The sequence below is a fragment of the Streptomyces anulatus genome (genome assembly GCF_000721175.1).
Lineage (GTDB): Bacteria > Actinomycetota > Actinomycetes > Streptomycetales > Streptomycetaceae > Streptomyces > Streptomyces anulatus_C.
The window spans coordinates 112,950-134,555 of sequence record NZ_JOEZ01000009.1 but is presented as its reverse complement, the minus strand read 5'-3'; the positions used below and the strand labels follow the sequence as shown (position 1 = coordinate 134,555).

The following is a 21,606-nucleotide window of genomic DNA, read 5'->3' as shown; positions in this document are numbered from 1 at the left end:
GCGCGAATCCGCCACCGGCAGAGCGCCCACGTCCGGGCGGGCCCGCTCCCCTAGCGTCGGATCCATGAGCAAAGGACGCGCATGGGTGCTGGGAGCGACGGGCCAGATCGGACGGGCGGCGGTGCGGGCGCTGGCCGAGGACGGCTGGGAGGTCACCGCGGCCTCGCGCGGCGGTGGCCGGGACGAGGGGTGGGATGCCGGGGTCCGGGCGGTGGCGCTGGACCGGGACGAGGAGGGGGCGCTCGGCAGGGCTCTGGGCGACGGCTGTGACGTGCTGGTCGACATGGTGGCGTTCGGCGGCGCGCACGCCCGCCAGCTGACGGAGCTGGCCGGCCGCGTCGGCTCGGCCGTCGTGATCTCCAGCGGGGCGGTGTACGAGGACGACCGGGGCCGCAGCTTCGACACCCAGACGGAGCAAGACGGCTTCCCCCGCTACCCGGTGCCGCTGCCGGAGTCCCAGCGCACGGTGGCGCCGGGGGACGCCACGTACGGGACACGGAAGGTCCTGCTGGAGCGGGAGCTGCTGGCGGTGGGCGAGGCGCTGCCGGTGACGCTGCTGCGGGCGGGCGCGGTCCACGGCCCGTACTGCCGGACACCACGCGAGCTGTACGTGGTGAAGCGGCTGCTCGACGGGCGCCGCCGCCGGGTCCTCACGTACGGCGGGAAGAGCCGCTTCCACCCGGTGCATGTGTCCAACGCGGCGGAGCTGATCCGGCTGGCCGCCGACCGGCCGGGATCGCGTGTGCTGAACGCGGCGGACCCCGAGGCCCCCACGGTCGCGGAGATCGCGTCGGCGATCGACGCGGTGCTCGGGCGGGAGACCGAGACGGTACTGATCGACGGCGCTTCCCCGGCGGGGCAGGTCGGGGTGACACCGTGGAGCGGCGCCCACCCCGTGGTGTACGACATGACGGCCGCCGAGGAGCAGCTCGGGTACCGTCCGGTGATCGGGTACGTGGAGTCGCTGCCGGAAACGGTCGAGTGGCTCGCCGGTGAGCTGGCGGAGCGCGACTGGCGGGAGGCGTTCCCGAAGATGCAGGCCAACTACGGCGAGTGGCTCTTCGACTATGCGGCGGAGGACGTCTGGCTGGACGCGTTCGACCGGGGCCGCCGCTGATCGGGGGCCCCGGCGGAACCTCGAACATCTCAGGTTGCCACCCGGCCCCTTTTCAGGAGCCGCTTGTCCTACCGGCTGTGATGGCCGGGACAGCGCTCAGGCATGTCTCCGGTGCCGTCGTCGGAGCGTTGGGGCGATCTGTTCGCGCTCGACGATGCGGATATGTGGTCGTCCCCGTCGAGTCCGTCCAGCAGCTCGTGCATCGCCTCGTCCAGAACCCCGCGCAGCAGGCGGGCGTCAGCCGCCACGGCGGTCACCAGGACGGCGGGGCCGGCCAGCGGGGTGAGGGCTGCGGTGGGGCCGAGGAGGCGCGCCGGGAGCGGGGCGTCCTCGAAGGACGGGTCGGCGAGGAGCAGTTGGCCGACGGCCCGGTGGCCGCCGAGGACGGCGGGGCCGTCCCAGCCGCCGGGGGCGCAGGGTCCGTAGGCCAGTTGCTGGTCCAGGAGCGGGCGGCCCGCGCGGTGGACGGTGAGCCGGGTGGTGAGGGCGCCGCTGGGTTCGCCGTGCCGGCCGAGGATCTGCTCCTCGCGCAGCAGCAGGCGGCCGGTGGCGGCGAGTTGGACCCGGGTGGTCAGGTGCAGGTCGCTGCCGCGGGCGGAGACGAGCTGTTCGGGGAGCCAGCGCAGCACGGCCCCCTCCCCCACGCTCAGGTCCACGGTGTACGTGGACGGCTCGCCGTCCGCCCGCGCCCCGGGCAGGGCCACGGTGGCCGCCGCCGAGTCCACGGTGAGGCGCGCCCTGTCCGCGATGTCCGCCTCGATGGCCAGCCCGTCGCCGTTCAGCGGGGCGCTCATCGCGCCGACGACGGTGACCCGGGCGTACGCGGCCAGCGGGGAGCGGGTACGGCGCAGGGCGAGTGGCCCGTCGCTCTCCAGGACGGGCAGGGCGGTCCCGCCCCGCCCGTCGGGTTCGGCGCGGAGCCGGGCCGTCGCGTGGACGCTCATGCGGTCCAGGCCGCGAGCTGTGCCCGCACCCAGCCGGCGACCGGTCCGACGCCCTCGGCCGAGGTCAAGGAGGTGAAGGCGACGGGGAGTTCGCCGCGCTGCTTCTTGGCGTCCAGAGCCATCCGCTCCAGGTCGGAGCCGACGTAGGGGGCGAGGTCGGTCTTGTTGATGACGAGGAGGTCGGCGGTGGTGACGCCGGGGCCGCCCTTGCGCGGGATGTCGTCGCCGCCCGCGACGTCGATGACGAAGATCTGCGCGTCGACCAGTCCCTTGGAGAAGGTGGCGGTGAGGTTGTCGCCGCCGGACTCGACGAGGATCAGGTCGAGCGGGCCGACCGCGTCCTCCAGGTCCTCGACGGCTTCGAGGTTGGCGGAGATGTCGTCGCGGATCGCGGTGTGCGGGCAGGCGCCGGTCTCGACGGCCTGGATCCGCTCGGGCGGCAGGACCGCGTTGCGCAGCAGGTAGGCGGCGTCCTCCTGGGTGTAGATGTCGTTGGTGACGACGGCGATGGAGAGCCGGTCGCGCAGTTCGCGGCAGAGGGCGGCGACGGTGGCCGTCTTGCCGGAGCCGACGGGGCCGCCGAGGCCGATGCGCAGGGCGCGTCGGGCGCCGTCGGGGCGGGTGGCGTCGACGCTGACGGCGGCGGGGCCGTCGCCGGTGTGGCCGAGGTGCATGGGGGGCTCCGGTGAGGTCTGGGGGCTACGAGGCGAAGAGGCGGACCGGCCAGGCGGCGTGCGCCTCGGCGGTGATGTCGAGGAGCGGGGCCGAGGCGGCGGGCAGGCCGTCGATGCCCTGCCGGGCCGCCTCGGCGGCCTGTTCGGCGACCCGGTCCAACTCGGGGGCGAGCCGGGCGAGTACGGCGGTGGCGTGGAAGGGGTCGAGGGAGAGGAGCCGGACGACGGCGGTGGCGGGGCCGCTGACCGTCTCGTACGCGACACAGTGCGCGGCGTCCACGGGCCCCAGGCCCGCCGACCGTGCGGTGAGCCCGAGGACCACCGGCTGGTGGACGCCCCGCGGCCGGGCCAGGGCGAGCGCGTCCAGTTCGGGGCTCGGCCAGGTGGCGCGGGCGGCCCGCATCATCTGCCGGCCCAGCTTGCGCGCGGTGGTCCGCAGGGCGGGCGAGGGGGTACGGGCGTCGGCGGCCTCGTCGAGGGCGAGCGGGTCGAGGCCGTGGGCCGCCGCCGCGGCGAGGGCGGCCGCGGTGAGACCCGCGGTGTGCAGACGGCCCAGGCAGAAGGCGGCGAGGGAGTCGGCGTCCCGGATCCGGCCCTCGGCGACGGCCGGTTCGGCGCCACCGGAGTGGGCGTGCCCTCCGGCGGGGAACCGGCCGTCGGCGAGGACGAGGAGTGCCGCGCGTGACATGGGTGGTCCGCTCAGAAGAGGAAGTAGCGCTGGGCCATGGGCAGTTCCGCCGCCGGTGCGGGCTCGACCGGATCGCCGTCGATGGTGACGGCGAAGCTGTCGGGGTCGACGTGGACCTGTGGCAGCGCGTCGTTCTCCCGCATGTCCGCCTTGGTGACCCCCCGCGTGCTGGTGATCGGCACGAACCGCTTGTCCAGGGCGAGCCGTTCGGGCAGCCCGTCCTCGATCGCCGCAGCGGAGACGAAGTTGAACGAGCTGTGGGCGGCCGCCCGTCCCAGGGCGCCGAACATCGGCCGGGGCAGGACCGGCTGGGGCGTCGGGATGGAGGCGTTGGCGTCACCCATCTGCGCGTACGCGATCTGGCCGCCCTTGATGACGGTCTGCGGCTTGACGCCGAAGAACGCCGGGTCCCAGAGGACGAGGTCGGCGAGCTTGCCGGTCTCCACGGATCCGATCTCCCGGTCCAGGCCCTGCGCCACCGCCGGGTTGATGGTGTATTTGGCGACATAACGACGGACCCGGTGGTTGTCGGCCCTGCCGTCCCCGGGCAGGGCGCCGCGCCGCTTCTTCATCACGTGGGCGGTCTGCCAGGTCCGCAGGATCACCTCGCCGATGCGGCCCATGGCCTGGGAGTCCGAGGAGATGATCGAGATGGCGCCGAGGTCGTGCAGGATGTCCTCGGCCGCGATGGTGGAGGGACGGATCCGGGATTCGGCGAATGCCAGGTCCTCGGGGACCGCGGGGTTGAGGTGGTGGCAGACCATCAGCATGTCGAGGTGCTCCTCGATGGTGTTGACGGTGTGCGGCCGGGTGGGGTTGGTCGAGCTGGGCAGGACGTACGGCTCGGAGACCACACTGATGATGTCGGGTGCGTGCCCGCCGCCCGCCCCCTCGGTGTGGTACGCGTGGATCGTCCGGCCGGCGATGGCGGCGAGGGTGTCGGCGACGAACCCGGCCTCGTTGAGGGTGTCCGTGTGGATGGCGAGCTGGGCGCCGGTCCGCTCGCAGACGGTGAGGCAGGCGTCGATGACGGCTGGGGTGGCGCCCCAGTCCTCGTGGATCTTGAATCCCAGTGCGCCGCCGCGAAGTTGGGAGTGCATCGCCTCCTGCGACATCGTGTTGCCCTTGCCGAGCAGCCCGATGTTGACCGGGAAGGTCTCCAGCGCCTCGAACATCCGGGCGAGGTGCCAGGGTCCGGGGGTGATGGTGGTGGCCTTGGTGCCTTCGGCGGGTCCGGTACCGCCGCCGACGAGGGTGGTGATGCCGCTGGAGAGCGCCTGGTCGACGAGGGTCGGTGAGATGAAGTGGACGTGGGCGTCGACCGCACCGGCCGTGAGCAGCTTCCCGTTGCCCGCGATGATCTCGGTCTCGGGGCCGATCACCAGGCCGGGGTGGACGCCGTCCATGGTGTCCGGGTTCCCGGCCTTCCCGATGCCGGTGATCCGGCCGTCCCGGATGCCGATGTCGGCCTTGACGATGCCCCAGTGGTCGATGACGACGGCCCCGGTGATGACGGTGTCGGGTGCGCCCTCGGCCCGGGTGGTCCGGGCCTGGCCCATCGACTCCCGGATCACCTTGCCGCCGCCGAACACCGCCTCGTCGCCCGCGTTTCCGGGGCCGCCCGAGCGGTCCTCCTCGATCTCGACGAGCAGATCGGTGTCGGCGAGCCGAAGCCGGTCGCCGGTGGTGGGGCCGAACAGATCGGCGTACACGGCTCGCTTGAGGTCAGGCATCGAGGGCACCTCCGGTTTCGCCGCGCAGGCCGGGGACGACGCGGCGGCCGGTGAGGGGGACGAGTTCGACGTCGGCGGGGATGCCGGGTTCGAAGCGGACCGCCGTGCCGGCCGCGATGTTCAGCCGCAGGCCGTGGGCGGCGGCGCGGTCGAAGCGCAGTCCGGGGTTGGCCTCGGCGAAGTGGTAGTGGGAGCCGACCTGGACGGGGCGGTCGGCGGCGTTGAGGACGGTGAGGCGGGTGACCGCCCGCCCCTCGTTGAGGGGGATGTCCCCGTCTCCGTGAAGGATCTCTCCGGGAGTCATCGGCGCTCCCCCGTCAGACGATCGGTTCGTGGACGGTGACGAGCTTCGTGCCGTCGGGGAAGGTGGCCTCGACCTGGACGTCGTGGAGCATCTCGGGGATGCCGTCCATGACCTCGTCCCGGGTGAGCAGTTCACGGCCGGACGCCATGAGTTCGGCGACGGTGCGGCCGTCCCGGGCGCCTTCGAGCAGATGGGCCGTGATCAGGGCGACGGCCTCGGGGTGATTGAGCCGCAGCCCGCGCGCCCGGCGCTTCTCGGCCACGTCGGCGGCCACATGGATGAGCAGACGTTCCTGCTCGTGCGGGGTCAGTTGCACGCTTCCACCTCATCGTCTTCCGTCCGACTCCGGCTCCGGCTCCGGACGCAGCGGGACCCTATCCCCGTTCAACGATTCGTTGAGCGGGGATGACGGTCTCGCGACCAGACATTGCACGTTAGGGCGGAAGTTTTTCCGTTGCGTTAACTGATCTTTTGCGGGTTCATCGACATCAGCCCGCGCAGCCCGTTCTCCAGCACCTCGGGGTGTACGTCCCCGAAGAGCGCCTCCTGCACGATGAAGCCCCGCGCCGTCGCGATCATCGTGCGCGCCACGTGGTCGCCGGGCACATCGCTCGCCAGGATCCCGGCGGAGCGGTAGGCGTCGACCAGTTTCGTCCGGGCGACGCGCATCGTGGCGTAGCCGTGGTCGAGCAGCAACTGCTCCCCGAGCCAGTCGGTGCGATCGGTCAGTGGCTGCCGCCGGGCGCGGACGGCCGCTCCGATCGGTCGCCTTCTTCGACGGCAGCGCGGCGGGCGGCACCGCGCTGACGCTCTCGCCGTGGTCGGCGTCCGGCCTGGCGGCGGTGCCGCTCACCCGTCGCACACCGACTCCGGCCGAGCCGGCCGAGCCCGTCCGGGAACCGGCCCTGACCGACTGAGCGCCGGATCCGCACGAGCCGAGCCTGGTGCCCCTCCTACGGGAGGGGCGCCCGGCTTCGTGCTGTCACGGGGCGGTCGGGTGTCAGACGTCCCGGCCGTCGTGGGGGCGGTGCTCGGCGGCGATGCCGAACCTGCGCCGTTCACCCTGAGCGGATGGCGCGGAGCCGATGGAGGAGACCGAGCTGATCACCTGCTCCTCGGCAACAGCTTCCTCCGCTTCGAGTTGCTGCAGGTCAGCGGCGGAGACCAGCGCGATGAGCGGCTTGCCGTGCCGCGTCACCACCACGCGTTCACCGCCGTAGACAACGCGGTTGATCAGTTCGGCTAGCTCCGCCCGTGCTTGCGTCACCGGAATCTCGTAGGCCATAGTCCCCATCATAGCCTTCTGTACGTCCTGTACATTTTTCACGCTGGTCGGACGGACAGACGGATGGTCAGTTCCAGGAGAGAGGCACGCCATGATCCGCCCCGCCGCCCGCTACGTACTGCCCGAGTTCACCGAGCGCACCGCGACCGGAACCCGGACCCTGGACCCGTACTCCAAGCTGCTGTCCGAGCGGATCGTCTTCCTCGGGACCCCGGTCGACGACACGGCCGCGAGCGACCTCATCGCCCAGTTCATGTATCTGGAGCACGCCGACCCGGACCGGCCGCTGTCGCTCTACATCAACTCCCCCGGCGGCACGTTCCAGGCGATGGCGGCGGTCTACGACACGATGCAGTTCCTGACCTGCGAGGTGGAGACCTTCTGCCTGGGGCAGGCGGGCTCGTACGCGGCGGCCCTGCTGGCGGCCGGGGCGAAGGGACGTCGACATGCGCTGCCCGGCGCGCGGGTAGTCATCCAGCAGCCCGCGCTGGAGGAGCCGATGCGGGGCCAGCCGTCCGACCTGGAGATCCACGCGCGCGAACTGGTACGCACCCGCGAGATGTTCGCGGCCATGCTGGTCCGGCACACGGGCCAGGCCGCGGAGCGCATCACCGCCGACATCGAGCGCGACACCATCCTCGACGCGAAGGCCGCCGCCGCCTACGGGCTGGTCGACCACGTCGTGGGTAACCGCTGACTCTCCCGGCCGCCCGTACGACGTGAGGTGAAACCGTCGATGAAGCCACCCGAGTTCCCGCCCCTGCCCGCGCTGACCCGCGCCGAGGGCGAGTTCGTCGACTGCTATCTGGCCGTGCTCGACCAGGTGGGCCGGATCAACCCGGCCCACGGCAGCGACACCTACAGCGCGCTGCGGGCCGCCCAGGCCCTGGCCTCCCGGGCGGCCGCCCTGCGTGACGCCCTGGCCCTGATGCACGAGCGCGGCGAGTCGCGGATCCACGCCGCCACCCTGGCGCGGGCCCTGCGCGTCCTGGACGGGGAGCGCCGGGCGGGCCGGGTCGCGATGCCGCCGGCCGCGAACTGACCGGCCCCGCGCGCGGGGAGCGCCTTACGGGAGCGGGCCGGCCGATCCCGCGTGCGACACGCCCGGTCCCGCGATCGATTTGCCTCGCTCGTTCGGCGTAGGCGATCACCCGCGCGAGCGACGGCTCAACTTGCGCTCGGCGCGCGGTCCCTACTCGAAATGTGCCCTTTCGTCGCTGGTACGAGGGTGTGCCCCCGGCTCGCGGGCGAGCACGAAGGGGACCTGTCCACCCGAACGGATCAGTGGTGAGGAGACTCACAAACCACTGTTTCAGCTCGGAAATCCGGCATCGAGTGAGTCAAGATCCCTGAGACGACAAGCCCCCGCCGCCGCGGCGGGGCGGTCCGGGTGGACGCCGAGTCCTGCCGCCTCCCGGATGACTGGTCGACAGAAGTGGATCGGCAGGAGTGGAGGACCCGAGCACAACGGGCCGACCGGGAGACCGGGAAGCCCTCGGGGTGAAGCCGCGACGCGGCCGGGCAACTTCGCCAGCCCGAACCCGACAGGTCATCCTTCACAGGCGGCTGACGAAGGGTTGCGCATGTCTGCGCAGGTTCATGTCCCGTCTCTGTTCGCCCGGGTCGGTACGGCCTCGGTACTCACCCTGGCCGTGACGTCGACGATGCTGGCGCCCGGCCTGGTGAGCGACGCCGAGGCCGCCACCCACTCGACGAAGGCCCTCAAGGTGGCCGCGTCGAAGAAGGGGGCTCCCTACAAGTACGGAGCGACCGGCCCCAGTCGCTTCGACTGCTCGGGGCTGACGCTGTACTCGTTCAAGAAGGCCGGGAAGAGACTCCCCCGCACGGCACAGCAGCAGTACAACAAGACCCGCCATATCTCGAAGTCACAGCGCAAACGCGGCGACCTCGTCTTCTTCCATTCGGGGCGCAGCGTCTACCACGTGGGCATCTACGCCGGGGCCGGGAAGATCTGGCACTCCCCCAAATCGGGGGACGTGGTGCGACTGGCGAAAATCTGGTCCAAGAGCGTCTGGTACGGACGGGTCCGCTGACCCGGCGACCGGACGCTCTTTCCGTGCGGGCGGTCCCGGCCCTCTTCGGGGCCGCCCGGGCTGCCCGTGCCGTGGGGCCTGCTTGTGCCTCCAGGGGCGCGGACTGCGTCCTCAGCGCGACAGCGGGCCGGTGACCAGCGCGAGTCCCGGACCGGTGAGCGCCGCACCGCTGCCGTCCTCGATGGCGCGGGCGATACGCGGACGGCGCAGCCACCGGCCCAGCCGGTCCACGAGCGGGGCCACCGCCGGGAACCGGATCAGCGCCGGCACCACCACGAGGGCAGCGGCGGCTGCCCGTGGGGCACGAACTGCGCAGCAGGCTGAGGAAGAGGACCGGGGCCTTCGGGTTGAGCGCGTTGGTCGGGAACCCCTGGCGCAGCGCGCGTCCGAACTCCCTGGTCACGGGCCGTCCCGGCGCGTCCTCGGGTGTTCCGTCGCTGCTCCGCGGGCCGCGACGCTGCTGCGCAGCGGATACGGCCGAGGGAGCACGGCCCCGGCGGCGAACCGGCCCCCTGCGGGCTGATCGCCCCGGTCCGCCCCGTGCCCCGCCCAGGTCAGCCCTGGACCGGAACGACCCACGGGAGGGCGATCCAGACCGTCTTGCCGCCCTCGGCGGTCGGGGTGACCTGGAGCCGCCCGCCGTGCTCCTTGGCCAGCGCCCGGATGATGACCATGCCCCGGCCGTTGTCCTGCCGTACGGCGGCGGGCAGTCGCTGGGGCCAGCGGGGGTGACTGTCCGTGACGCCGAGATACAGTTCCTCGTCGCGTTCGAGGCGCAGGTCCACGGTGAAGGTGGGCGACTGGCCGAACGTGTGCTGGACGGCGTTGGTTGCCAGCTCCGAGACGATCAGCCGGAGGGTGTCGGCGAACTCGGTGCCGTCGGGCAGGCCCCATTGGGCCAGGGTGCCGGCCACGTGTCTGCGGGCCGAGGAGACCGAGACCGGATCGCTCGGCAGAGTGACGGTTGCTTCCTGATGGTCTGCCATGGCGACGCCGTCCCTTATCCCGACCCGGCCGACCGGTGACCGGCCAGGATTGTGCTTCGCGCCAGATTGCCATTGATGAAGCTGCCTGTAACGGCGTTCGGCCAAGATATGCATATATCTGTCGCTCGAAGCGGTGAAGTCGGGACCCGGACGGCGTGGACGGACGGCACACTGGCCCCTCTGCGGGCCGGCTCCGGTGAGGGAACCGGCCCTTCCCGACAGCAGAAGGAGACCGGCATGCTGCACGGCCCCGTCGTCCGGCGGCGCAAGCTCGGTGAGGAGCTGCGGAGCCTGCGCCACACCTCCGGGCTGACCAGCCGGGACGCGGCGCGGCTGCTCGGCTGGCACCAGTCGAAGGTGAGCCGCATCGAGACGGGCGCGAGCGGGGTGACGCCCGCCGACGTGTCGCGGCTGCTGGACGTCTACGCGGTGCGCGACACCCAGTTGCGCTCCCTGCTCGAGGTCCTCGCGGGGTCGGCGGGCGGCGGCGGCTCGGGCTGGTGGCATGCCTACCGGGGGCTGATCCCACCGCAGTACCGCGACTTCATCAGTCTGGAGTCGCAGGCCAGTACGGTCCGGACGCTGGAGACCTCGGTGGTACCGGGCCTGCTCCAGACCGCGGGATACGCGCGAGCCGTGACCCGCGCCTGCCCGGACGGGTTACCGGACGGCCGGCTCGACTCCCTGGTCGAGGTCCGGCTGACCCGCCAGCGCGTGCTGCGCGCGAGTCCGCCGCTGCGCTTCACCGCCGTGCTGGACGAGGCGGTGCTCCATCGCGAGGTGGGCGGACCGGAGGTGATGAGGGACCAGTTGCAGCACCTGCGACAGGTGTCCCAACTTCCCCATGTGCAACTGCAGTTGCTGCCGTTCTCGGTCGGCGGCTACGTCGGACTCACCTGCCCTTTCGTTATTTTCTCCTTTCCGAACATTTCCGATCTGGATGTGGTCGTTCTTGACCACTTGACGAGTAGCCTCTATCTGGAACGGAAAGAAGACCTTGAGGCGTACAGCTCGGCCTTCCGTACGTTGCAGGCACACGCGCTGTCGCCCGAGCGCTCGCTGGACCTCATCACCGCGATCAGCCGCAGCTAGGGGGCCGCCATGACCGACCGTCTCGCACCGCCCGTCGCACCGCCGCCGTCGTCCGTGACTCCGTCCGATCCGCGGTGGCGGCGCAGCAGCCGCTCGACCGGGATGAACAACTGCGTGGAGACCGCGCGGCTCAACGCCGCGCTCCTCGCCGTACGCGATTCGAAGGACGTGGACCGGCCGCCGCTGCGCTTCTCGGCGGCGGCCTGGAGCACGTTCGTGACCGGCCTCGTACCGCGCGGAGCCGGCCCGCACGGGATCAGCTGACAGGGGCAACGTCCGCCTGCCGGGGGGCGGTCGCGACGATCGTGGCCACCGCGGTCGTGATCTGCTCCTCGGTCAGGTCGGCCCTTGCCGTCAGCCGCAGCCGGGAGATGCCGTCCGGTACCGAAGGCGGGCGGAAGCAGCCCACCGCCATCCCGGCCGCGCGGCAGTCGGCCGCCCAGCGAACCGCCGCGTCCGCCGAGGGCGCCCGGACGGAGACGACGGCCGCGTCGGGCCGGACCGCGGTCAGTCCGGCGGCGGTGAGCCTTCCGTGCAGCGAGGTGGCGACCTCACGTGCGCGGGCCGCCCGTTCGGGCTCCCGGCGCAGCACCCCGAGGGCGCCGAGCGCGCCGCCGGCCGCCGCCGGGGCGAGTCCGGTGTCGAAGATGAACGTACGGGCCGTGTTGACGAGGTGCTCGATGACCCGGGCGGGCCCCAGGACCGCTCCGCCCTGGCTGCCCAGGGACTTGGACAGCGTCAGCGTCGCCACGACGCCGTCGCCGCCCGCCAGCCCGGCCGCGGCGAGCGCTCCGCGACCGCCGTCGCCCAGGACGCCGAGGCCATGGGCGTCGTCGACCAGCAGCGCGGCGTTCGCGGAGCGGCAGACCTCGGCCAGCGCGGGGAGCGGGGCGGCGTCGCCGTCGACGGAGAAGACCGAGTCGGTGACGGCGAGGGCCCGCCCTCCGTGTGCCGGCAGCGCTTTGGCGACCGCGTCCGGGTCGGCGTGGGGAACGACGGCGGTCTCGGCGCGGGAGAGCCGGCAACCGTCCACGATCGATGCGTGGTTGCCCGCGTCGGAGACGATGAGTGAGCCGCGCCCGGACAGTGCGGTCAGCGCGGCGAGGTTGGCCGCGTACCCGGAGGAGAGCACGAGGGCCGCCTCGAAACCGCAGAACGCGGCGAGTTCGCGTTCGAGCTCGGCGTGCAGGACGGTGGAGCCGGTGACCAGCCGGGACCCCGTCGCCCCCGCCCCCCAGCGATGGGCGGCGCCGGCCGCGGCGTCCGTGACCTCCGGGTGCCGGGTGAGGCCCAGATAGTCGTTGCTCGCGAGATCCAGCAGCTCCGGGTCGGCGCCGCGCGGACGCAGTGTGCGTACGAGTCCGGCGGCGGCCCGGCCGCGGGCCTCGGCGTCGATCCAGTCGAACGGGGCGAAGGACATGGGGCGGTCCCTTGGGTAGGCGGGCCCTCGGCGGGCGGCTCCGCGCGGACAGTCCGGCGCGGACAGTCCGGCGCGGACGGTCCCTTTGTAGGCAGCCAACAGACCCTAGCCGGGTGCGCAGCAGGTCAGGGTGTGGCAATACACACACCCTCGCCCGGGTCTCCTGTCTGGTTCCTCCTTGGCTGGAGGCGGTGCCGTAAGCGAGGATCATCTTCCATGGACCTGCTGAACACGCTGGTGGACAAGGGGCTGCGGCGCGAACTGCCGACCCGCGAAGAAGCGCTCGCCGTACTGGCGACCTCCGACGACGAGCTGCTCGACGTGGTGGCCGCCGCCGGGAAGGTGCGGCGTCAGTGGTTCGGGCGGCGCGTCAAGCTCAACTATCTGGTCAACCTGAAGTCGGGACTCTGCCCCGAGGACTGCTCCTACTGCTCGCAGCGGCTCGGCTCCAAGGCCGGGATCCTCAAGTACACCTGGCTGAAGCCGGACGAGGCGTCCAAGGCAGCCGCCGCCGGGGTGGCGGGTGGCGCCAAGCGGGTCTGCCTGGTGGCGAGCGGGCGCGGCCCGACGGACCGGGACGTCGACCGGGTCTCGAAGACCATCGAGGCGATCAAGGAGGAGAACGAGGGCATCGAGGTCTGCGCCTGCCTCGGTCTGCTCACCGACGGACAGGCCGACCGGCTGCGTTCGGCGGGCGCCGACGCGTACAACCACAACCTCAACACGTCCGAGGAGACGTACGGGGCGATCACCACCACGCACACGTACGCGGACCGGGTCGAGACCGTGCAGCAGGCCCAGGCGGCCGGGCTCTCGGCGTGTTCCGGGCTGATCGCGGGGATGGGCGAGAGCGACAAGGACCTGGTCGACGTGGTGTTCGCGCTGCGCGACCTGGACCCGGACTCGGTGCCGGTGAACTTCCTGATCCCGTTCGAGGGAACGCCGCTCGCCAAGGAGTGGAACCTCACCCCGCAGCGCTGCCTGCGCATTCTGGCGATGGTCCGCTTCGTCTGCCCCGATGTCGAGGTGCGGCTCGCGGGCGGCCGGGAGGTGCATCTGCGTTCGATGCAGCCGCTGGCGCTCCACCTGGTCAACTCCATCTTCCTCGGCGACTACCTGACGAGCGAGGGCCAGGCGGGCCAGACCGACCTGGACATGATCGCGGACGCCGGTTTCGAGGTGGAGGGCGCGGGCACGACGACGCTGCCACGCCACCGGGCCGACGCCCTGGCCGGCGGCTGCGGTACCCAGGACGCCACGGCGGAGGCCGGCTGCGGATCGCACGGCACCGGTGGAGCCGCGGACGACGGTTCGCCGGAGAATTCTGGAGCGGGTGGCTGCGGTTCCCACGGTGGTGGCGGCTGCGGGCCGTGCGGTGGCCACGCGGAGCGGGAACCGGTGGCCGTCGCGGACGCCGGGGAGAGCGTGACCGCTTCGCGTACGGACGCGAACGGCGCGGCGCGTACGGATCTGGTGGCGGTCCGCCGTCGCGGCGCGGGAACGGACCTCGCGCCCAATGCCTGAACCGTACCCCGCCGGGGAGGCCACGCACACCGGACCCACCACGCGCTCCGGAGCCGCCGAGCACTACGGACCCGCCGCGCCGAAACCGTACGCGCCCGACGAACTGCGGGCGCTGGACCGCGCGCACGTCTGGCATCCGTACGGTCCGATGCCGGGGCGCCAGGAGCCGCTGATCGTGGAGTCGGCCTCCGGCGTACGGCTCCGGCTCGCCGAACCCGTCGAGGGGCAGCACGAGTTGGTGGACGGCATGTCCTCCTGGTGGTCGGCGGTGCACGGCTACAACCACCCGGTCCTCAACGAGGCCGCGCGCGGGCAGCTGGACCGGATGAGCCATGTGATGTTCGGCGGGCTCACCCATGAGCCCGCCGTCCGGCTGGCGACCCGGCTGGTGGAGATCACCCCCGAGCCGCTCCAGCACGTCTTCCTCGCCGACTCGGGGTCCGTCTCCGTGGAGGTCGCGGTCAAGATGTGCCTCCAGTTCTGGCGTTCGGCCGGGCGTCCGGAGAAGCGCCGGCTGCTGACCTGGCGCGGCGGCTACCACGGGGACACCTGGCAGCCGATGTCCGTGTGCGACCCGAAAGGCGGGATGCACGAGCTGTGGTCGGGCTCCCTGCCCCGGCAGGTCTTCGCCGACGCCCCGCCGGACGGCTTCGACGCGGAGCCGGACGCCGCCTATGTACGGCATCTGCGGGAGCTGGTCGCCGCGCACGCCGACGAGCTCGCGGCGGTCATCGTGGAGCCGGTGGTGCAGGGGGCCGGCGGGATGCGCTTCCACTCCCCCGCCTGTCTGCGCGTGCTGCGCGAGGCGTGCGACGAGCACGACGTCCTGCTGGTCCTCGACGAGATCGCGACCGGTTTCGGGCGTACGGGCAAGCTGTTCGCCGCCGGGCACGCCGGGATCTCGCCGGACGTCATGTGCCTCGGCAAGGCGCTGACCGGCGGCTATCTCACGCTGGCGGCGACGCTGTGCACCACGCGGGTGGCCGAGGGCATCTCCAGCGGCGAGGTGCCGGTGCTGGCGCACGGGCCGACGTTCATGGGCAATCCGCTGGCCGCCGCGGTGGCCTCGGCCTCCGTGGACCTGCTGCTCGGGCAGGACTGGGAGGGCGAGGTGGCGCGGATCGGCGCTGGCCTGCGCTCCGGGCTCGCGCCGGCCTCCGGCATCGCCGGAGTGGTGGACGTACGCGTCCTGGGCGCGATCGGGGTCGTCCAGCTCGACCACGAGGTGGACATGGCGGCGGCGACCCGTGCGGCCGTGCGCGAGGGCGTCTGGCTGCGGCCGTTCCGCGACCTCGTCTACACGATGCCGCCGTACGTGACGGGCGACGAGGACGTGGCACGAATCTGCCGGGCCGTGTGCGCCGCGGCGCGGGAGGGCTGAGCGACATGTCGATGATTCTGCTGGTGTCCGGTACGGGCACGGAGATCGGCAAGACCGTGGTGACCGCCGCGGTAGCGGCCGCCGCACGGGGCCGCCGGGTCGCGGTGCTCAAGCCGGCGCAGACGGGGCTCGCCCCCGGGGAGCCGGGCGACGCGGCCGAGGTCGCGCGCCTGGCGGGAAGCCATGTCACCGCCGTCGAACTGGCCCGTTTCCCCGAGCCGTTGGCCCCGGCCACAGCCGCCCGCCGGGCGGGACTCGCGCCCCTGCGGCCGTTCGAGGTGGCCGAGGCGGCGGAGAAGCTGGCCACCGAGCACGACCTCGTACTGGTGGAGGGTGCGGGCGGGCTGCTCGTACGGTTCGACGACGAGGGCGGCACCCTGGCGGACGCGGCCCGCCTGTTGTCCGCGCCGGTGCTGGTGGTGGCCCCCGCGGGCCTGGGCACGCTGAACGCCACCACGCTGACCGCCGAGGCGCTGCGGAACCGGGGGCTGAGCTGCCGGGGCGTCGTGATCGGCAGCATGCCCGCGGAGCCGGACCTCGCGGCCCGCTGCAACATCGAGGACCTGCCGGTGGCGGCCGGTGCACCGCTGCTGGGCGCGGTCCCGGCCGGCGCGGGTGCACTGCCGGGCGCCGACTTCGCGGCCCGCGCGCCGGGTTGGCTGGCTCCGGAACTCGGAGGGACCTGGGCCACGCGCTGACGGGCGGGGGCCGGCGTGGGGCGTCGGGCGGTCCTCGGGGATTCCCGCCGGGGCGATCCGGGGGAGAATCATGGAGGAGCGTCACGTCCACTCCTCAACGGAGGTCCGTCATGCAGCTGCGCAGCAGGAAGCTCCCCCGGGACGCCGTGCACCACCCGCTCTTCGCCCGCTTCTACGCGCGGGTGAGCGTGACCGCCGACGTGAGGGGCGGCATCTCCGCGTACCGCGAGGAGCTGCTGGCGGGGCTCTCCGGCCGGGTCATCGAGATCGGCGCGGGGAACGGGCTGAACTTCGCCCACTACCCCGGCGCCGTCTCGGAGGTCGTGGCGCTGGAGCCGGAACGCTCGCTGCGGCAGCTCGCCGTCCGCTCCGCCCTGCGCGCCGAGGTGCCGGTGGACGTGGTGCCGGGGGCGGCCGAAGCGCTGCCGCTCAAGAGCGAGGCCTTCGACGGGGCGGTGGCGTCCCTGGTCCTGTGCACCGTACGGGATCTGCCCCGGGCGCTCGCCGAGATCAGGCGGGTCCTGCGCCCGGGCGGCGAACTGCGGTTCTTCGAGCACGGGCTGGCGCCGGGCCGGGCACTGGCCACGGCGCAGCGGGCGGCCGACCGGACCGTGTGGCCGCTGCTCTTCGGCGGCTGTCACACCGCCCGGAACCCGCTGGCCGCGATCGAGGCGGCGGGCTTTGAGCTGGGCACGTACCGCAGGCTGCGGATTCCGGAGACGGGCATCCAGGTGCCGTCCTCCCCCTGCGTCCTGGGCGTGGCCCACAAGCCGTTCACGGAGGACTGAGCCGGACGTTCGGGGAGGACCGATCCGGACGTTCGCGGAGGACCGATCCGGACGTGGGGTTCTCCGCCCCGTCTCACACGCTCCACTGCCGCAGCTCGTCGGCGATGGCCCGTACGTCTGCCTTGCCCTGCTTCACCAGCAGCGCCAGATCGCGGACCTGCTCGGGCGAGGTGATGACCTTGAGCCCGGAGGCGACGAGATAGCCGTACGCGACGGCCGAGGCGAACATCGCGTTGGAGTGTTCGAGCGCGGGAACGTGCAGCAGCAACTGCAACAGGGCGGCCGCGCGTGCGTGCGGGTCGCTGTAGACGGCGCTGCCGAAGATCTCCGCGTCATGCCGCGCGACGGCGGCGACGAGCGCACCCCAGTCGACGACCTGCGGGTCTCCGGGCGTCTTGTGCTCGGCGACCATCAGCAGCCAGGAGAGGTCGATCCGAAGGTTCAACGGGTGCCTTCGCGCTCCGGGCCGAACTCCTCGGCGAACACCGACTCGTACTGCTTCATGAAGTCGGCCGCAGCCTCGACGAAGGTGTGTCCCACCTCGCCCGCGTCCTGCTGGACGAGTTCCTCTATGTAGCGGTTCACACTCATCCCCCTCTGCAGCGCGCGCTGGCGCGCGGCCTCGGCGGTGGCCTCTTCCACTCGAACGTTCAGCTGAGTCTTGGGCACGCGACCACGCTAGCGCGACCGTGCTAGCACCGGCAAGAGGAGCATGTGTCCGCACTGCGAAATGCGATCGGCGCGGCGGATGGTGGGATGGCCGTCATGAACGATCTTTCGATACGGTCCGCGACCCCGGCCGACCTGGACGAGGTCCTCGCCTTCTGGAAGGTGGCCGCCGAGGGCACCAGCATCAGCGACGACGGGGCCGGGATCGCACGCCTGGTGGAACGGGACCCCGACGCGTTGCTCCTCGCGGAGCGTGAGGGGTCGCTGGTGGGCACGGTCATCGTGGGCTTCGACGGCTGGCGCTGCCATCTCTACCGGCTCGCGGTCCACCCGCACCAGCGGCGCCGGGGCGTGGGCGGCGCCCTCCTCGCGGCGGCGGAGGAACGGTTCATCGCGCTGGGCGGGCGGCGCGCCGACGCCATGGTGCTCGACCGCAATACGTCGGCACAGCACGCCTGGCGCGCGGCGGGCTACGCGCCCGAGCCGCAGTGGAGCCGCTGGGTGAAGCATCTGACGGACTGACCCGTACGGCGGAGACCGACCCGGCACGGCGGGCATCGGCGCGGTACGCCAGGCACTGACGCGGTACGCAGGCGCTGACGCGGTAGGGCGGAGCGCGGCTGGGCAGACGACCTACGATGACGTGCCCCTCCGCCACCCCCTGCCGAAAGGTGTGAGCGTCCGCCCATGGGCGAGCCTCCCGAGAGCCGATTCCGCCGATGCCGCGCGGTCCCCCCGTCCCTGCCTGATCATGGGACGGAGGTGAACCGATGATCGAAGTGCTTCTGCTGCTCATCGCCCTGCTGCTCTGTCTCGCCTGCGGCGCGTTCGTCGCGGCGGAGTTCTCCCTGACCACGGTGGAGCGCGGCGAACTCGAACGAGCCGTCGAGCGGGGCGACCGGGGCGCCGCCAGCGCGCTGAAAGCCGTTCGTAGCCTCACCTTCCAGCTCTCGGGCGCCCAGCTCGGCATCACCGTCACCAATCTGGTGATCGGCATGCTCTCCGAACCGTCCATCGCCAAGCTGATCCGGAGCCCCGTCGAGGCTGCGGGGCTGCCTCCCGCCGCCGCGTCCACCCTGGCGCTCGTCATCGGCACTGCGCTGTCCACGGTGGTCCTGATGGTGATCGGCGAACTGGTCCCGAAGAACTGGGCGATCTCGTCCCCGCTGGCCGTGGCCAAGGCGGTGGCCACACCGCAACGAGTGTTCACCGCGTTGTTCCGACCCTTCATCAGCCACCTCAACAACACGGCCAACCGGATCCTGCGCCGCTTCGGTCTGGAACCGACCGAGGAGCTGGCGTCCGCCCGCAGCCCGCAGGAGCTGGTGGCACTGGCCCGGCACTCCGCCAAGGCGGGGGCGCTGGAGGCGGACACGGCCGAGCTGTTCGTCCGCACCCTGAACCTCTCGGAGCTGACCGCGGAGAACGTGATGACACCGCGGGTCCAGGTGACCGCGCTGGACCTGCACGCGACGGCCGAGGACGTCGCCAACGCCACACGGGCGACCGGTCTGTCCCGCTTCCCCGTCTACCGGGGCAGCCTGGACACCGTGGTCGGTGTGGCCCACATCAAGGACGTCTTGGCGATCCCCGCCGACCGGCGGCCCCGCACCCGCGTCTCGGAACTGCTGCGCGAGCCGCTTCTCGTACCGGAGACGCTCACCGTGGACCGGCTGCTGGACCGGCTGTCCGGCAGGCTCGCCATGGCCGTGGTGATCGACGAGTACGGCGGGACGGCCGGGGTCGCGACACTGGAGGACATCGTGGAGGAAGTCGTCGGCGAGGTCCGGGACGAGCACGATCCGCACGAGACACCCGACCTCGCCGCCGCCGGTGAGGACGCCGACGGGCGGACCCTGTGGTCGGCCGACGGGGCGGCGCGCACCGACCAGCTCCGAAGGATCGGTCTGCGGGTACCGGACGGGCCCTACGAGACCCTCGCGGGGCTGATCGCCGCCGAGATCGGACGGATCCCGACGGTGGACGACAGCGTCGAGCTGGCGGGATGGCGGATCGACGTGGTGGACGCCTCGGGCCGCCGTGCCGCGCGGGCCCTGCTGCACGCCCCGCTGCCCGGATCCGAGGACGACCGGACGGAGGACGACCGGTGATCGTTCTCCAGCTCTTCATCGGCCTGCTGACCCTGGTGGCCAACGCCTTCTTCGTCGGCGCCGAGTTCGCGATGATCTCCGTCCGCCGCAGCCAGATCGAACCGGAGGCGGAGTCCGGCAACCGGCGGGCGCGGAGCGTCATCTGGGGCCTGGAGCACGTCTCCGCACTGCTCGCCGCCGCCCAGCTCGGCATCACGCTCTGCACCCTGGTGCTGGGCATCGTCGCCGAACCGGCCATCGCGCATCTGCTGGAGCCGGTCTTCGACGCGGTGGGGGTGCCGCACGGACTGATCCACCCACTGTCGTTCGTCATCGCGCTGGGTGTGGCGACCTATCTGCACATGCTGCTGGGCGAGATGGTCCCGAAGAACATCGCGCTGGCCGAGCCGTCGCGGAGCGCCCTGGTCCTGGGTCCGCCGCTGGTCGCGATGGCCCGTGCTCTGCGCCCGGTGATCTTCGCGATCAACGCGTTCGCCAACACCCTGCTCAAGCTGTTGCGGGTGGAGGCGAAGGACGAGGTCTCCGCGACGTTCTCGGACGACGAGCTGGCCCGGCTGGTGCAGGACGCCGGCGACGCCGGACTGGTCGACGACCGCTCCGCACAGCGGCTCCACCACGCTCTGGAGCTGGGCCGCCGACCGGTGCGGGATGTGGTGATGCCGGTGGACCGGGTGCTCTACGCCAGGGTCGGCACCACCCCGGAGGAGCTGGAGCGGCTCTCGTCCGAGTCGGGGTTCTCCCGCTTCCCGGTGATGGACAGCGAGCAGCGCATCCTCGGCTACCTCCATGTGAAGGACGCCCTGGACGCGACGCCCCGCGACGTGCCCTTCCCGGTGACGGCGATGCGGCCGATCGCCCGGGTCCGGGCGGCGACTCCGCTGGACGACGTGCTCACCGCTCTGCGGCGGAGCCGGACCCACCTCGCGGCCGTCCTCGACGAGGACGGGCGGCTGGCCGGCATGGTCACGATGGAGGACGTGCTCCGAGAACTCGTCGGGCGGCCGCAGCCCCGCTGACCTGTCCGTCCTGGCTGACCTGCCTGACCTGCGGACCGGCTCGCGCGGCGGGTCGGACCGCAGGCCGGTCGCCGGCCCTCGCGGTAGGATCACCGGGCCATGAAATTGAATGCCTCCTACACCAGTCTTGTCGCGGTCGGCGACTCGTTCACCGAGGGCATGTCGGACCTGCTCCCCGACGGCACGTACCGGGGCTGGGCCGACGTCCTCGCCTCCCGGCTGGCATCCCGGTCCCCCGGTTTCCGGTACGCCAACCTCGCCGTACGCGGGAAGCTCATCGGCCAGATCGTCGACGAGCAGGTGGGGGCGGCGGCCGCGCTCCGGGCCGATGTGGTCACGCTCGTCGGCGGGCTCAACGACACGCTGCGCCCGAAGTGCGACATGGGCCTGGTCAAGGGGCGGCTGGAAGAGGCCGTGGAACGACTGGCCCCCTCCTGCGGGCAACTCGTCCTGATGCGCAGCCCCGCCCGCAACGGACCGGTGCTGGAGCGGTTCCGGCCTCGCATGGAGGAGCTGTTCACCCTGATCGACGACCTGGCCGCCCGGCACGGGGCCGCGGTGGTCGATCTCTACAGCGCCCCCTCGCTCAGCGACCCCCGCATGTGGGACGTGGACCGGCTGCACCTGACCGCCGAGGGACACCGCCGCGTCGCCGAGGCGGTCTGGCAGACGCTGGGGCTTCCGGCCGAGCTCGACTGGTGGACGCCGGTCCCCGCGACCGCGCCGCCACGTTGGGCGTCACGACGGACCGAGGACATCCGCTTCGCCCGCAGGCACCTCGCCCCGTGGATCGGGCGGCGGCTCACCGGCCGCTCCTCCGGCGACGGGCGATCCGGCGCGCAGTTCGACGCCGCGACGGCCAGGGCCTTCTGGCTCACGCCCTCGGACGCCGAAACCCCCGGCCCGGTGACGGGATGGAGCCGAGCGGTCTCCCCGGAAGCCACAATGAGCACCCCGGAAGCCGACTGATCCGACCGGTCCAGCCGGCCGACCGGGCTGGTGGGGCTGACCGGCGGCGGGGCGGCCTGACCCGATTCCCTGCCGAGGGCCGGGCCTTGCCCCGTCCTTCTCCTCCGCCCTCGGTTCCCCTCCCCCGTCGCCGGGCCCTTCGTAGCAAGCCAC

The 21,606-nt window shown here is 72.4% G+C and carries 25 protein-coding genes and 3 pseudogenes; 15 read left to right on the top strand and 13 right to left on the bottom strand.

Translation table 11 applies throughout. The annotated features are described in order from the left end of the window. The first annotated feature begins 64 nt into the window (after positions 1–64). Positions 65–1,117, top strand: coding sequence for an NAD-dependent epimerase/dehydratase family protein (locus IG90_RS0112755; RefSeq protein WP_233435984.1), 1,053 nt, complete (start codon positions 65–67; stop codon positions 1,115–1,117). A 68-nt stretch (positions 1,118–1,185) separates the two neighbouring features. On the opposite strand, the gene IG90_RS0112750 is transcribed toward IG90_RS0112755, so the two are convergent. From IG90_RS0112750 to IG90_RS0112720, 7 genes and pseudogenes are all read right to left on the bottom strand, one after another. Next, positions 1,186–2,061, bottom strand: a complete 876-nt coding sequence (locus IG90_RS0112750; RefSeq protein ID WP_233435983.1) for an urease accessory protein UreD — start codon at positions 2,059–2,061, stop codon at positions 1,186–1,188. Beyond that, on the bottom strand, positions 2,058–2,735 hold the full coding sequence (gene ureG / locus IG90_RS0112745) for an urease accessory protein UreG (RefSeq protein WP_030582224.1): 678 nt from the start codon (positions 2,733–2,735) through the stop codon (positions 2,058–2,060). The genes IG90_RS0112750 and ureG overlap by 4 nt, the downstream gene beginning before the upstream one ends. A gap of 25 nt (positions 2,736–2,760) precedes the next feature. After that, positions 2,761–3,423, bottom strand: coding sequence for an urease accessory protein UreF (locus IG90_RS0112740; RefSeq protein WP_030582222.1), 663 nt, complete (start codon positions 3,421–3,423; stop codon positions 2,761–2,763). 11 nt (positions 3,424–3,434) lie between these two features. Next, a complete protein-coding gene (locus IG90_RS0112735; RefSeq protein ID WP_030582221.1) occupies positions 3,435–5,156 on the bottom strand; it encodes an urease subunit alpha in 1,722 nt (573 codons plus the stop codon). Beyond that, positions 5,149–5,460 carry an urease subunit beta gene (locus IG90_RS0112730; protein WP_030582220.1) on the bottom strand — a complete coding sequence of 104 codons (312 nt, stop codon included), beginning with the start codon at positions 5,458–5,460 and terminating at the stop codon, positions 5,149–5,151. The genes IG90_RS0112735 and IG90_RS0112730 overlap by 8 nt, the downstream gene beginning before the upstream one ends. Positions 5,461–5,473: 13 nt before the next feature. Continuing rightward, entirely contained in the window at positions 5,474–5,776 is a 303-nt protein-coding gene (locus tag IG90_RS0112725) for an urease subunit gamma (protein ID WP_030582219.1), read from the bottom strand. A gap of 143 nt (positions 5,777–5,919) precedes the next feature. Next, positions 5,920–6,150 (bottom strand): annotated as a pseudogene (locus IG90_RS0112720) (TetR/AcrR family transcriptional regulator); the annotation flags it as partial. Here IG90_RS0112720 and IG90_RS0112715 point away from each other — a divergent pair. Next, positions 6,151–6,377: pseudogene (locus IG90_RS0112715) on the top strand (ABC transporter permease); the annotation flags it as partial. Positions 6,378–6,460: 83 nt separating this feature from the next. On the opposite strand, the gene IG90_RS0112710 reads toward IG90_RS0112715, so the two are convergent. Further along, a complete protein-coding gene (locus tag IG90_RS0112710) occupies positions 6,461–6,745 on the bottom strand; it encodes a type II toxin-antitoxin system Phd/YefM family antitoxin (protein WP_030582216.1) in 285 nt (94 codons plus the stop codon). A 91-nt stretch (positions 6,746–6,836) separates the two neighbouring features. Here IG90_RS0112710 and IG90_RS0112705 point away from each other — a divergent pair, with 91 nt between their 5' ends. The 3 genes from IG90_RS0112705 to IG90_RS0112695 all read left to right on the top strand — a co-directional run bounded on the left by IG90_RS0112705 (position 6,837) and on the right by IG90_RS0112695 (position 8,799). Next, positions 6,837–7,442: an ATP-dependent Clp protease proteolytic subunit gene (locus IG90_RS0112705; RefSeq protein ID WP_030582215.1), complete on the top strand. Its 606-nt coding sequence runs from the start codon at positions 6,837–6,839 to the stop codon at positions 7,440–7,442. 39 nt (positions 7,443–7,481) lie between these two features. Continuing rightward, positions 7,482–7,787 carry a hypothetical protein gene (locus tag IG90_RS0112700; RefSeq protein ID WP_030582213.1) on the top strand — a complete coding sequence of 102 codons (306 nt, stop codon included), beginning with the start codon at positions 7,482–7,484 and terminating at the stop codon, positions 7,785–7,787. Between the two features lie 541 nt (positions 7,788–8,328). Continuing rightward, positions 8,329–8,799, top strand: coding sequence for a C40 family peptidase (locus IG90_RS0112695; protein ID WP_030582211.1), 471 nt, complete (start codon positions 8,329–8,331; stop codon positions 8,797–8,799). Positions 8,800–8,910: 111 nt separating this feature from the next. On the opposite strand, the pseudogene IG90_RS39360 reads toward IG90_RS0112695, so the two are convergent. Continuing rightward, a pseudogene (locus IG90_RS39360) lies at positions 8,911–9,265 on the bottom strand (LysE family translocator); the annotation flags it as partial. Between the two features lie 88 nt (positions 9,266–9,353). After that, the gene (locus tag IG90_RS0112685) at positions 9,354–9,785 is read right to left on the bottom strand and encodes an ATP-binding protein (RefSeq protein WP_030582209.1); all 432 of its coding nucleotides are present in this window, start codon (positions 9,783–9,785) and stop codon (positions 9,354–9,356) included. Between the two features lie 237 nt (positions 9,786–10,022). Between IG90_RS0112685 and IG90_RS0112680 the strand changes: the two genes are divergently transcribed. Both IG90_RS0112680 and IG90_RS41840 read left to right on the top strand, forming a co-directional pair. After that, positions 10,023–10,877, top strand: a complete 855-nt coding sequence (locus tag IG90_RS0112680; RefSeq protein ID WP_030582207.1) for a helix-turn-helix domain-containing protein — start codon at positions 10,023–10,025, stop codon at positions 10,875–10,877. A 9-nt stretch (positions 10,878–10,886) separates the two neighbouring features. After that, complete coding sequence (locus IG90_RS41840; protein ID WP_078585272.1) at positions 10,887–11,141, top strand: DUF397 domain-containing protein; 255 nt, start codon at positions 10,887–10,889, stop codon at positions 11,139–11,141. On the opposite strand, the gene IG90_RS0112665 is transcribed toward IG90_RS41840, so the two are convergent. Continuing rightward, positions 11,134–12,297, bottom strand: coding sequence for an 8-amino-7-oxononanoate synthase (locus tag IG90_RS0112665; protein WP_030582205.1), 1,164 nt, complete (start codon positions 12,295–12,297; stop codon positions 11,134–11,136). The genes IG90_RS41840 and IG90_RS0112665 overlap by 8 nt on opposite strands. A 216-nt stretch (positions 12,298–12,513) precedes the next feature. Here IG90_RS0112665 and bioB point away from each other — a divergent pair, with 216 nt between their 5' ends. The 4 genes from bioB to IG90_RS0112645 all read left to right on the top strand — a co-directional run bounded on the left by bioB (position 12,514) and on the right by IG90_RS0112645 (position 16,688). Then, entirely contained in the window at positions 12,514–13,821 is a 1,308-nt protein-coding gene (gene bioB / locus IG90_RS0112660; RefSeq protein WP_030582202.1) for a biotin synthase BioB, read from the top strand. Then, complete coding sequence (locus IG90_RS0112655; protein WP_233435982.1) at positions 13,814–15,202, top strand: adenosylmethionine--8-amino-7-oxononanoate transaminase; 1,389 nt, start codon at positions 13,814–13,816, stop codon at positions 15,200–15,202. The genes bioB and IG90_RS0112655 overlap by 8 nt, the downstream gene beginning before the upstream one ends. Before the next feature lie 5 nt (positions 15,203–15,207). Then, a complete protein-coding gene (gene bioD / locus IG90_RS0112650; protein WP_030582197.1) occupies positions 15,208–15,900 on the top strand; it encodes a dethiobiotin synthase in 693 nt (230 codons plus the stop codon). Positions 15,901–16,010: 110 nt separating this feature from the next. Continuing rightward, a complete protein-coding gene (locus tag IG90_RS0112645; RefSeq protein ID WP_030582195.1) occupies positions 16,011–16,688 on the top strand; it encodes a class I SAM-dependent methyltransferase in 678 nt (225 codons plus the stop codon). 73 nt (positions 16,689–16,761) lie between these two features. On the opposite strand, the gene IG90_RS0112640 is transcribed toward IG90_RS0112645, so the two are convergent. Both IG90_RS0112640 and IG90_RS0112635 read right to left on the bottom strand, forming a co-directional pair. After that, positions 16,762–17,133, bottom strand: coding sequence for a hypothetical protein (locus IG90_RS0112640; protein WP_018957883.1), 372 nt, complete (start codon positions 17,131–17,133; stop codon positions 16,762–16,764). Beyond that, positions 17,130–17,357 carry a hypothetical protein gene (locus IG90_RS0112635; RefSeq protein ID WP_030582192.1) on the bottom strand — a complete coding sequence of 76 codons (228 nt, stop codon included), beginning with the start codon at positions 17,355–17,357 and terminating at the stop codon, positions 17,130–17,132. Before IG90_RS0112635 ends, IG90_RS0112640 begins: the two co-directional genes overlap by 4 nt. Before the next feature lie 87 nt (positions 17,358–17,444). On the opposite strand from IG90_RS0112635, the gene IG90_RS0112630 reads away from it, so the two are divergent. The 4 genes from IG90_RS0112630 to IG90_RS0112615 all read left to right on the top strand — a co-directional run bounded on the left by IG90_RS0112630 (position 17,445) and on the right by IG90_RS0112615 (position 21,453). After that, complete coding sequence (locus IG90_RS0112630) at positions 17,445–17,879, top strand: GNAT family N-acetyltransferase (protein ID WP_030582189.1); 435 nt, start codon at positions 17,445–17,447, stop codon at positions 17,877–17,879. A gap of 248 nt (positions 17,880–18,127) precedes the next feature. Continuing rightward, positions 18,128–19,468 carry a hemolysin family protein gene (locus IG90_RS0112625; RefSeq protein ID WP_030582186.1) on the top strand — a complete coding sequence of 447 codons (1,341 nt, stop codon included), beginning with the start codon at positions 18,128–18,130 and terminating at the stop codon, positions 19,466–19,468. Then, a complete protein-coding gene (locus IG90_RS0112620) occupies positions 19,465–20,484 on the top strand; it encodes a hemolysin family protein (RefSeq protein WP_030582181.1) in 1,020 nt (339 codons plus the stop codon). Before IG90_RS0112625 ends, IG90_RS0112620 begins: the two co-directional genes overlap by 4 nt. A 99-nt stretch (positions 20,485–20,583) precedes the next feature. After that, a complete protein-coding gene (locus IG90_RS0112615; protein WP_030582180.1) occupies positions 20,584–21,453 on the top strand; it encodes an SGNH/GDSL hydrolase family protein in 870 nt (289 codons plus the stop codon). The last annotated feature ends 153 nt before the right edge of the window (positions 21,454–21,606 follow it).

Bases quoted from the DNA above. Each gene is read 5' to 3' on its own strand.
- IG90_RS0112755 (WP_233435984.1), top strand. From the start codon at position 65: ATGAGCAAAGGACGCGCATGGGTGCTGGGAGCGACGGGCCAGATCGGA.
- IG90_RS0112705 (WP_030582215.1), top strand. From the start codon at position 6,837: ATGATCCGCCCCGCCGCCCGCTACGTACTGCCCGAGTTCACCGAGCGC.
- IG90_RS0112685 (WP_030582209.1), bottom strand. From the start codon at position 9,785: ATGGCAGACCATCAGGAAGCAACCGTCACTCTGCCGAGCGATCCGGTC.
- bioD (WP_030582197.1), top strand. From the start codon at position 15,208: ATGTCGATGATTCTGCTGGTGTCCGGTACGGGCACGGAGATCGGCAAG.
- IG90_RS0112625 (WP_030582186.1), top strand. From the start codon at position 18,128: ATGATCGAAGTGCTTCTGCTGCTCATCGCCCTGCTGCTCTGTCTCGCC.
- IG90_RS0112695 (WP_030582211.1), top strand. From the start codon at position 8,329: ATGTCTGCGCAGGTTCATGTCCCGTCTCTGTTCGCCCGGGTCGGTACG.
- IG90_RS0112630 (WP_030582189.1), top strand. From the start codon at position 17,445: ATGGCCGTCATGAACGATCTTTCGATACGGTCCGCGACCCCGGCCGAC.
- IG90_RS0112735 (WP_030582221.1), bottom strand. From the start codon at position 5,156: ATGCCTGACCTCAAGCGAGCCGTGTACGCCGATCTGTTCGGCCCCACC.
- IG90_RS0112730 (WP_030582220.1), bottom strand. From the start codon at position 5,460: ATGACTCCCGGAGAGATCCTTCACGGAGACGGGGACATCCCCCTCAAC.
- IG90_RS0112740 (WP_030582222.1), bottom strand. From the start codon at position 3,423: ATGTCACGCGCGGCACTCCTCGTCCTCGCCGACGGCCGGTTCCCCGCC.
- IG90_RS0112655 (WP_233435982.1), top strand. From the start codon at position 13,814: ATGCCTGAACCGTACCCCGCCGGGGAGGCCACGCACACCGGACCCACC.
- bioB (WP_030582202.1), top strand. From the start codon at position 12,514: ATGGACCTGCTGAACACGCTGGTGGACAAGGGGCTGCGGCGCGAACTG.
- IG90_RS0112700 (WP_030582213.1), top strand. From the start codon at position 7,482: ATGAAGCCACCCGAGTTCCCGCCCCTGCCCGCGCTGACCCGCGCCGAG.
- IG90_RS0112750 (WP_233435983.1), bottom strand. From the start codon at position 2,061: ATGAGCGTCCACGCGACGGCCCGGCTCCGCGCCGAACCCGACGGGCGG.
- IG90_RS0112645 (WP_030582195.1), top strand. From the start codon at position 16,011: ATGCAGCTGCGCAGCAGGAAGCTCCCCCGGGACGCCGTGCACCACCCG.
- IG90_RS0112710 (WP_030582216.1), bottom strand. From the start codon at position 6,745: ATGGCCTACGAGATTCCGGTGACGCAAGCACGGGCGGAGCTAGCCGAA.
- IG90_RS0112680 (WP_030582207.1), top strand. From the start codon at position 10,023: ATGCTGCACGGCCCCGTCGTCCGGCGGCGCAAGCTCGGTGAGGAGCTG.
- ureG (WP_030582224.1), bottom strand. From the start codon at position 2,735: ATGCACCTCGGCCACACCGGCGACGGCCCCGCCGCCGTCAGCGTCGAC.
- IG90_RS41840 (WP_078585272.1), top strand. From the start codon at position 10,887: ATGACCGACCGTCTCGCACCGCCCGTCGCACCGCCGCCGTCGTCCGTG.
- IG90_RS0112665 (WP_030582205.1), bottom strand. From the start codon at position 12,297: ATGTCCTTCGCCCCGTTCGACTGGATCGACGCCGAGGCCCGCGGCCGG.
- IG90_RS0112615 (WP_030582180.1), top strand. From the start codon at position 20,584: ATGAAATTGAATGCCTCCTACACCAGTCTTGTCGCGGTCGGCGACTCG.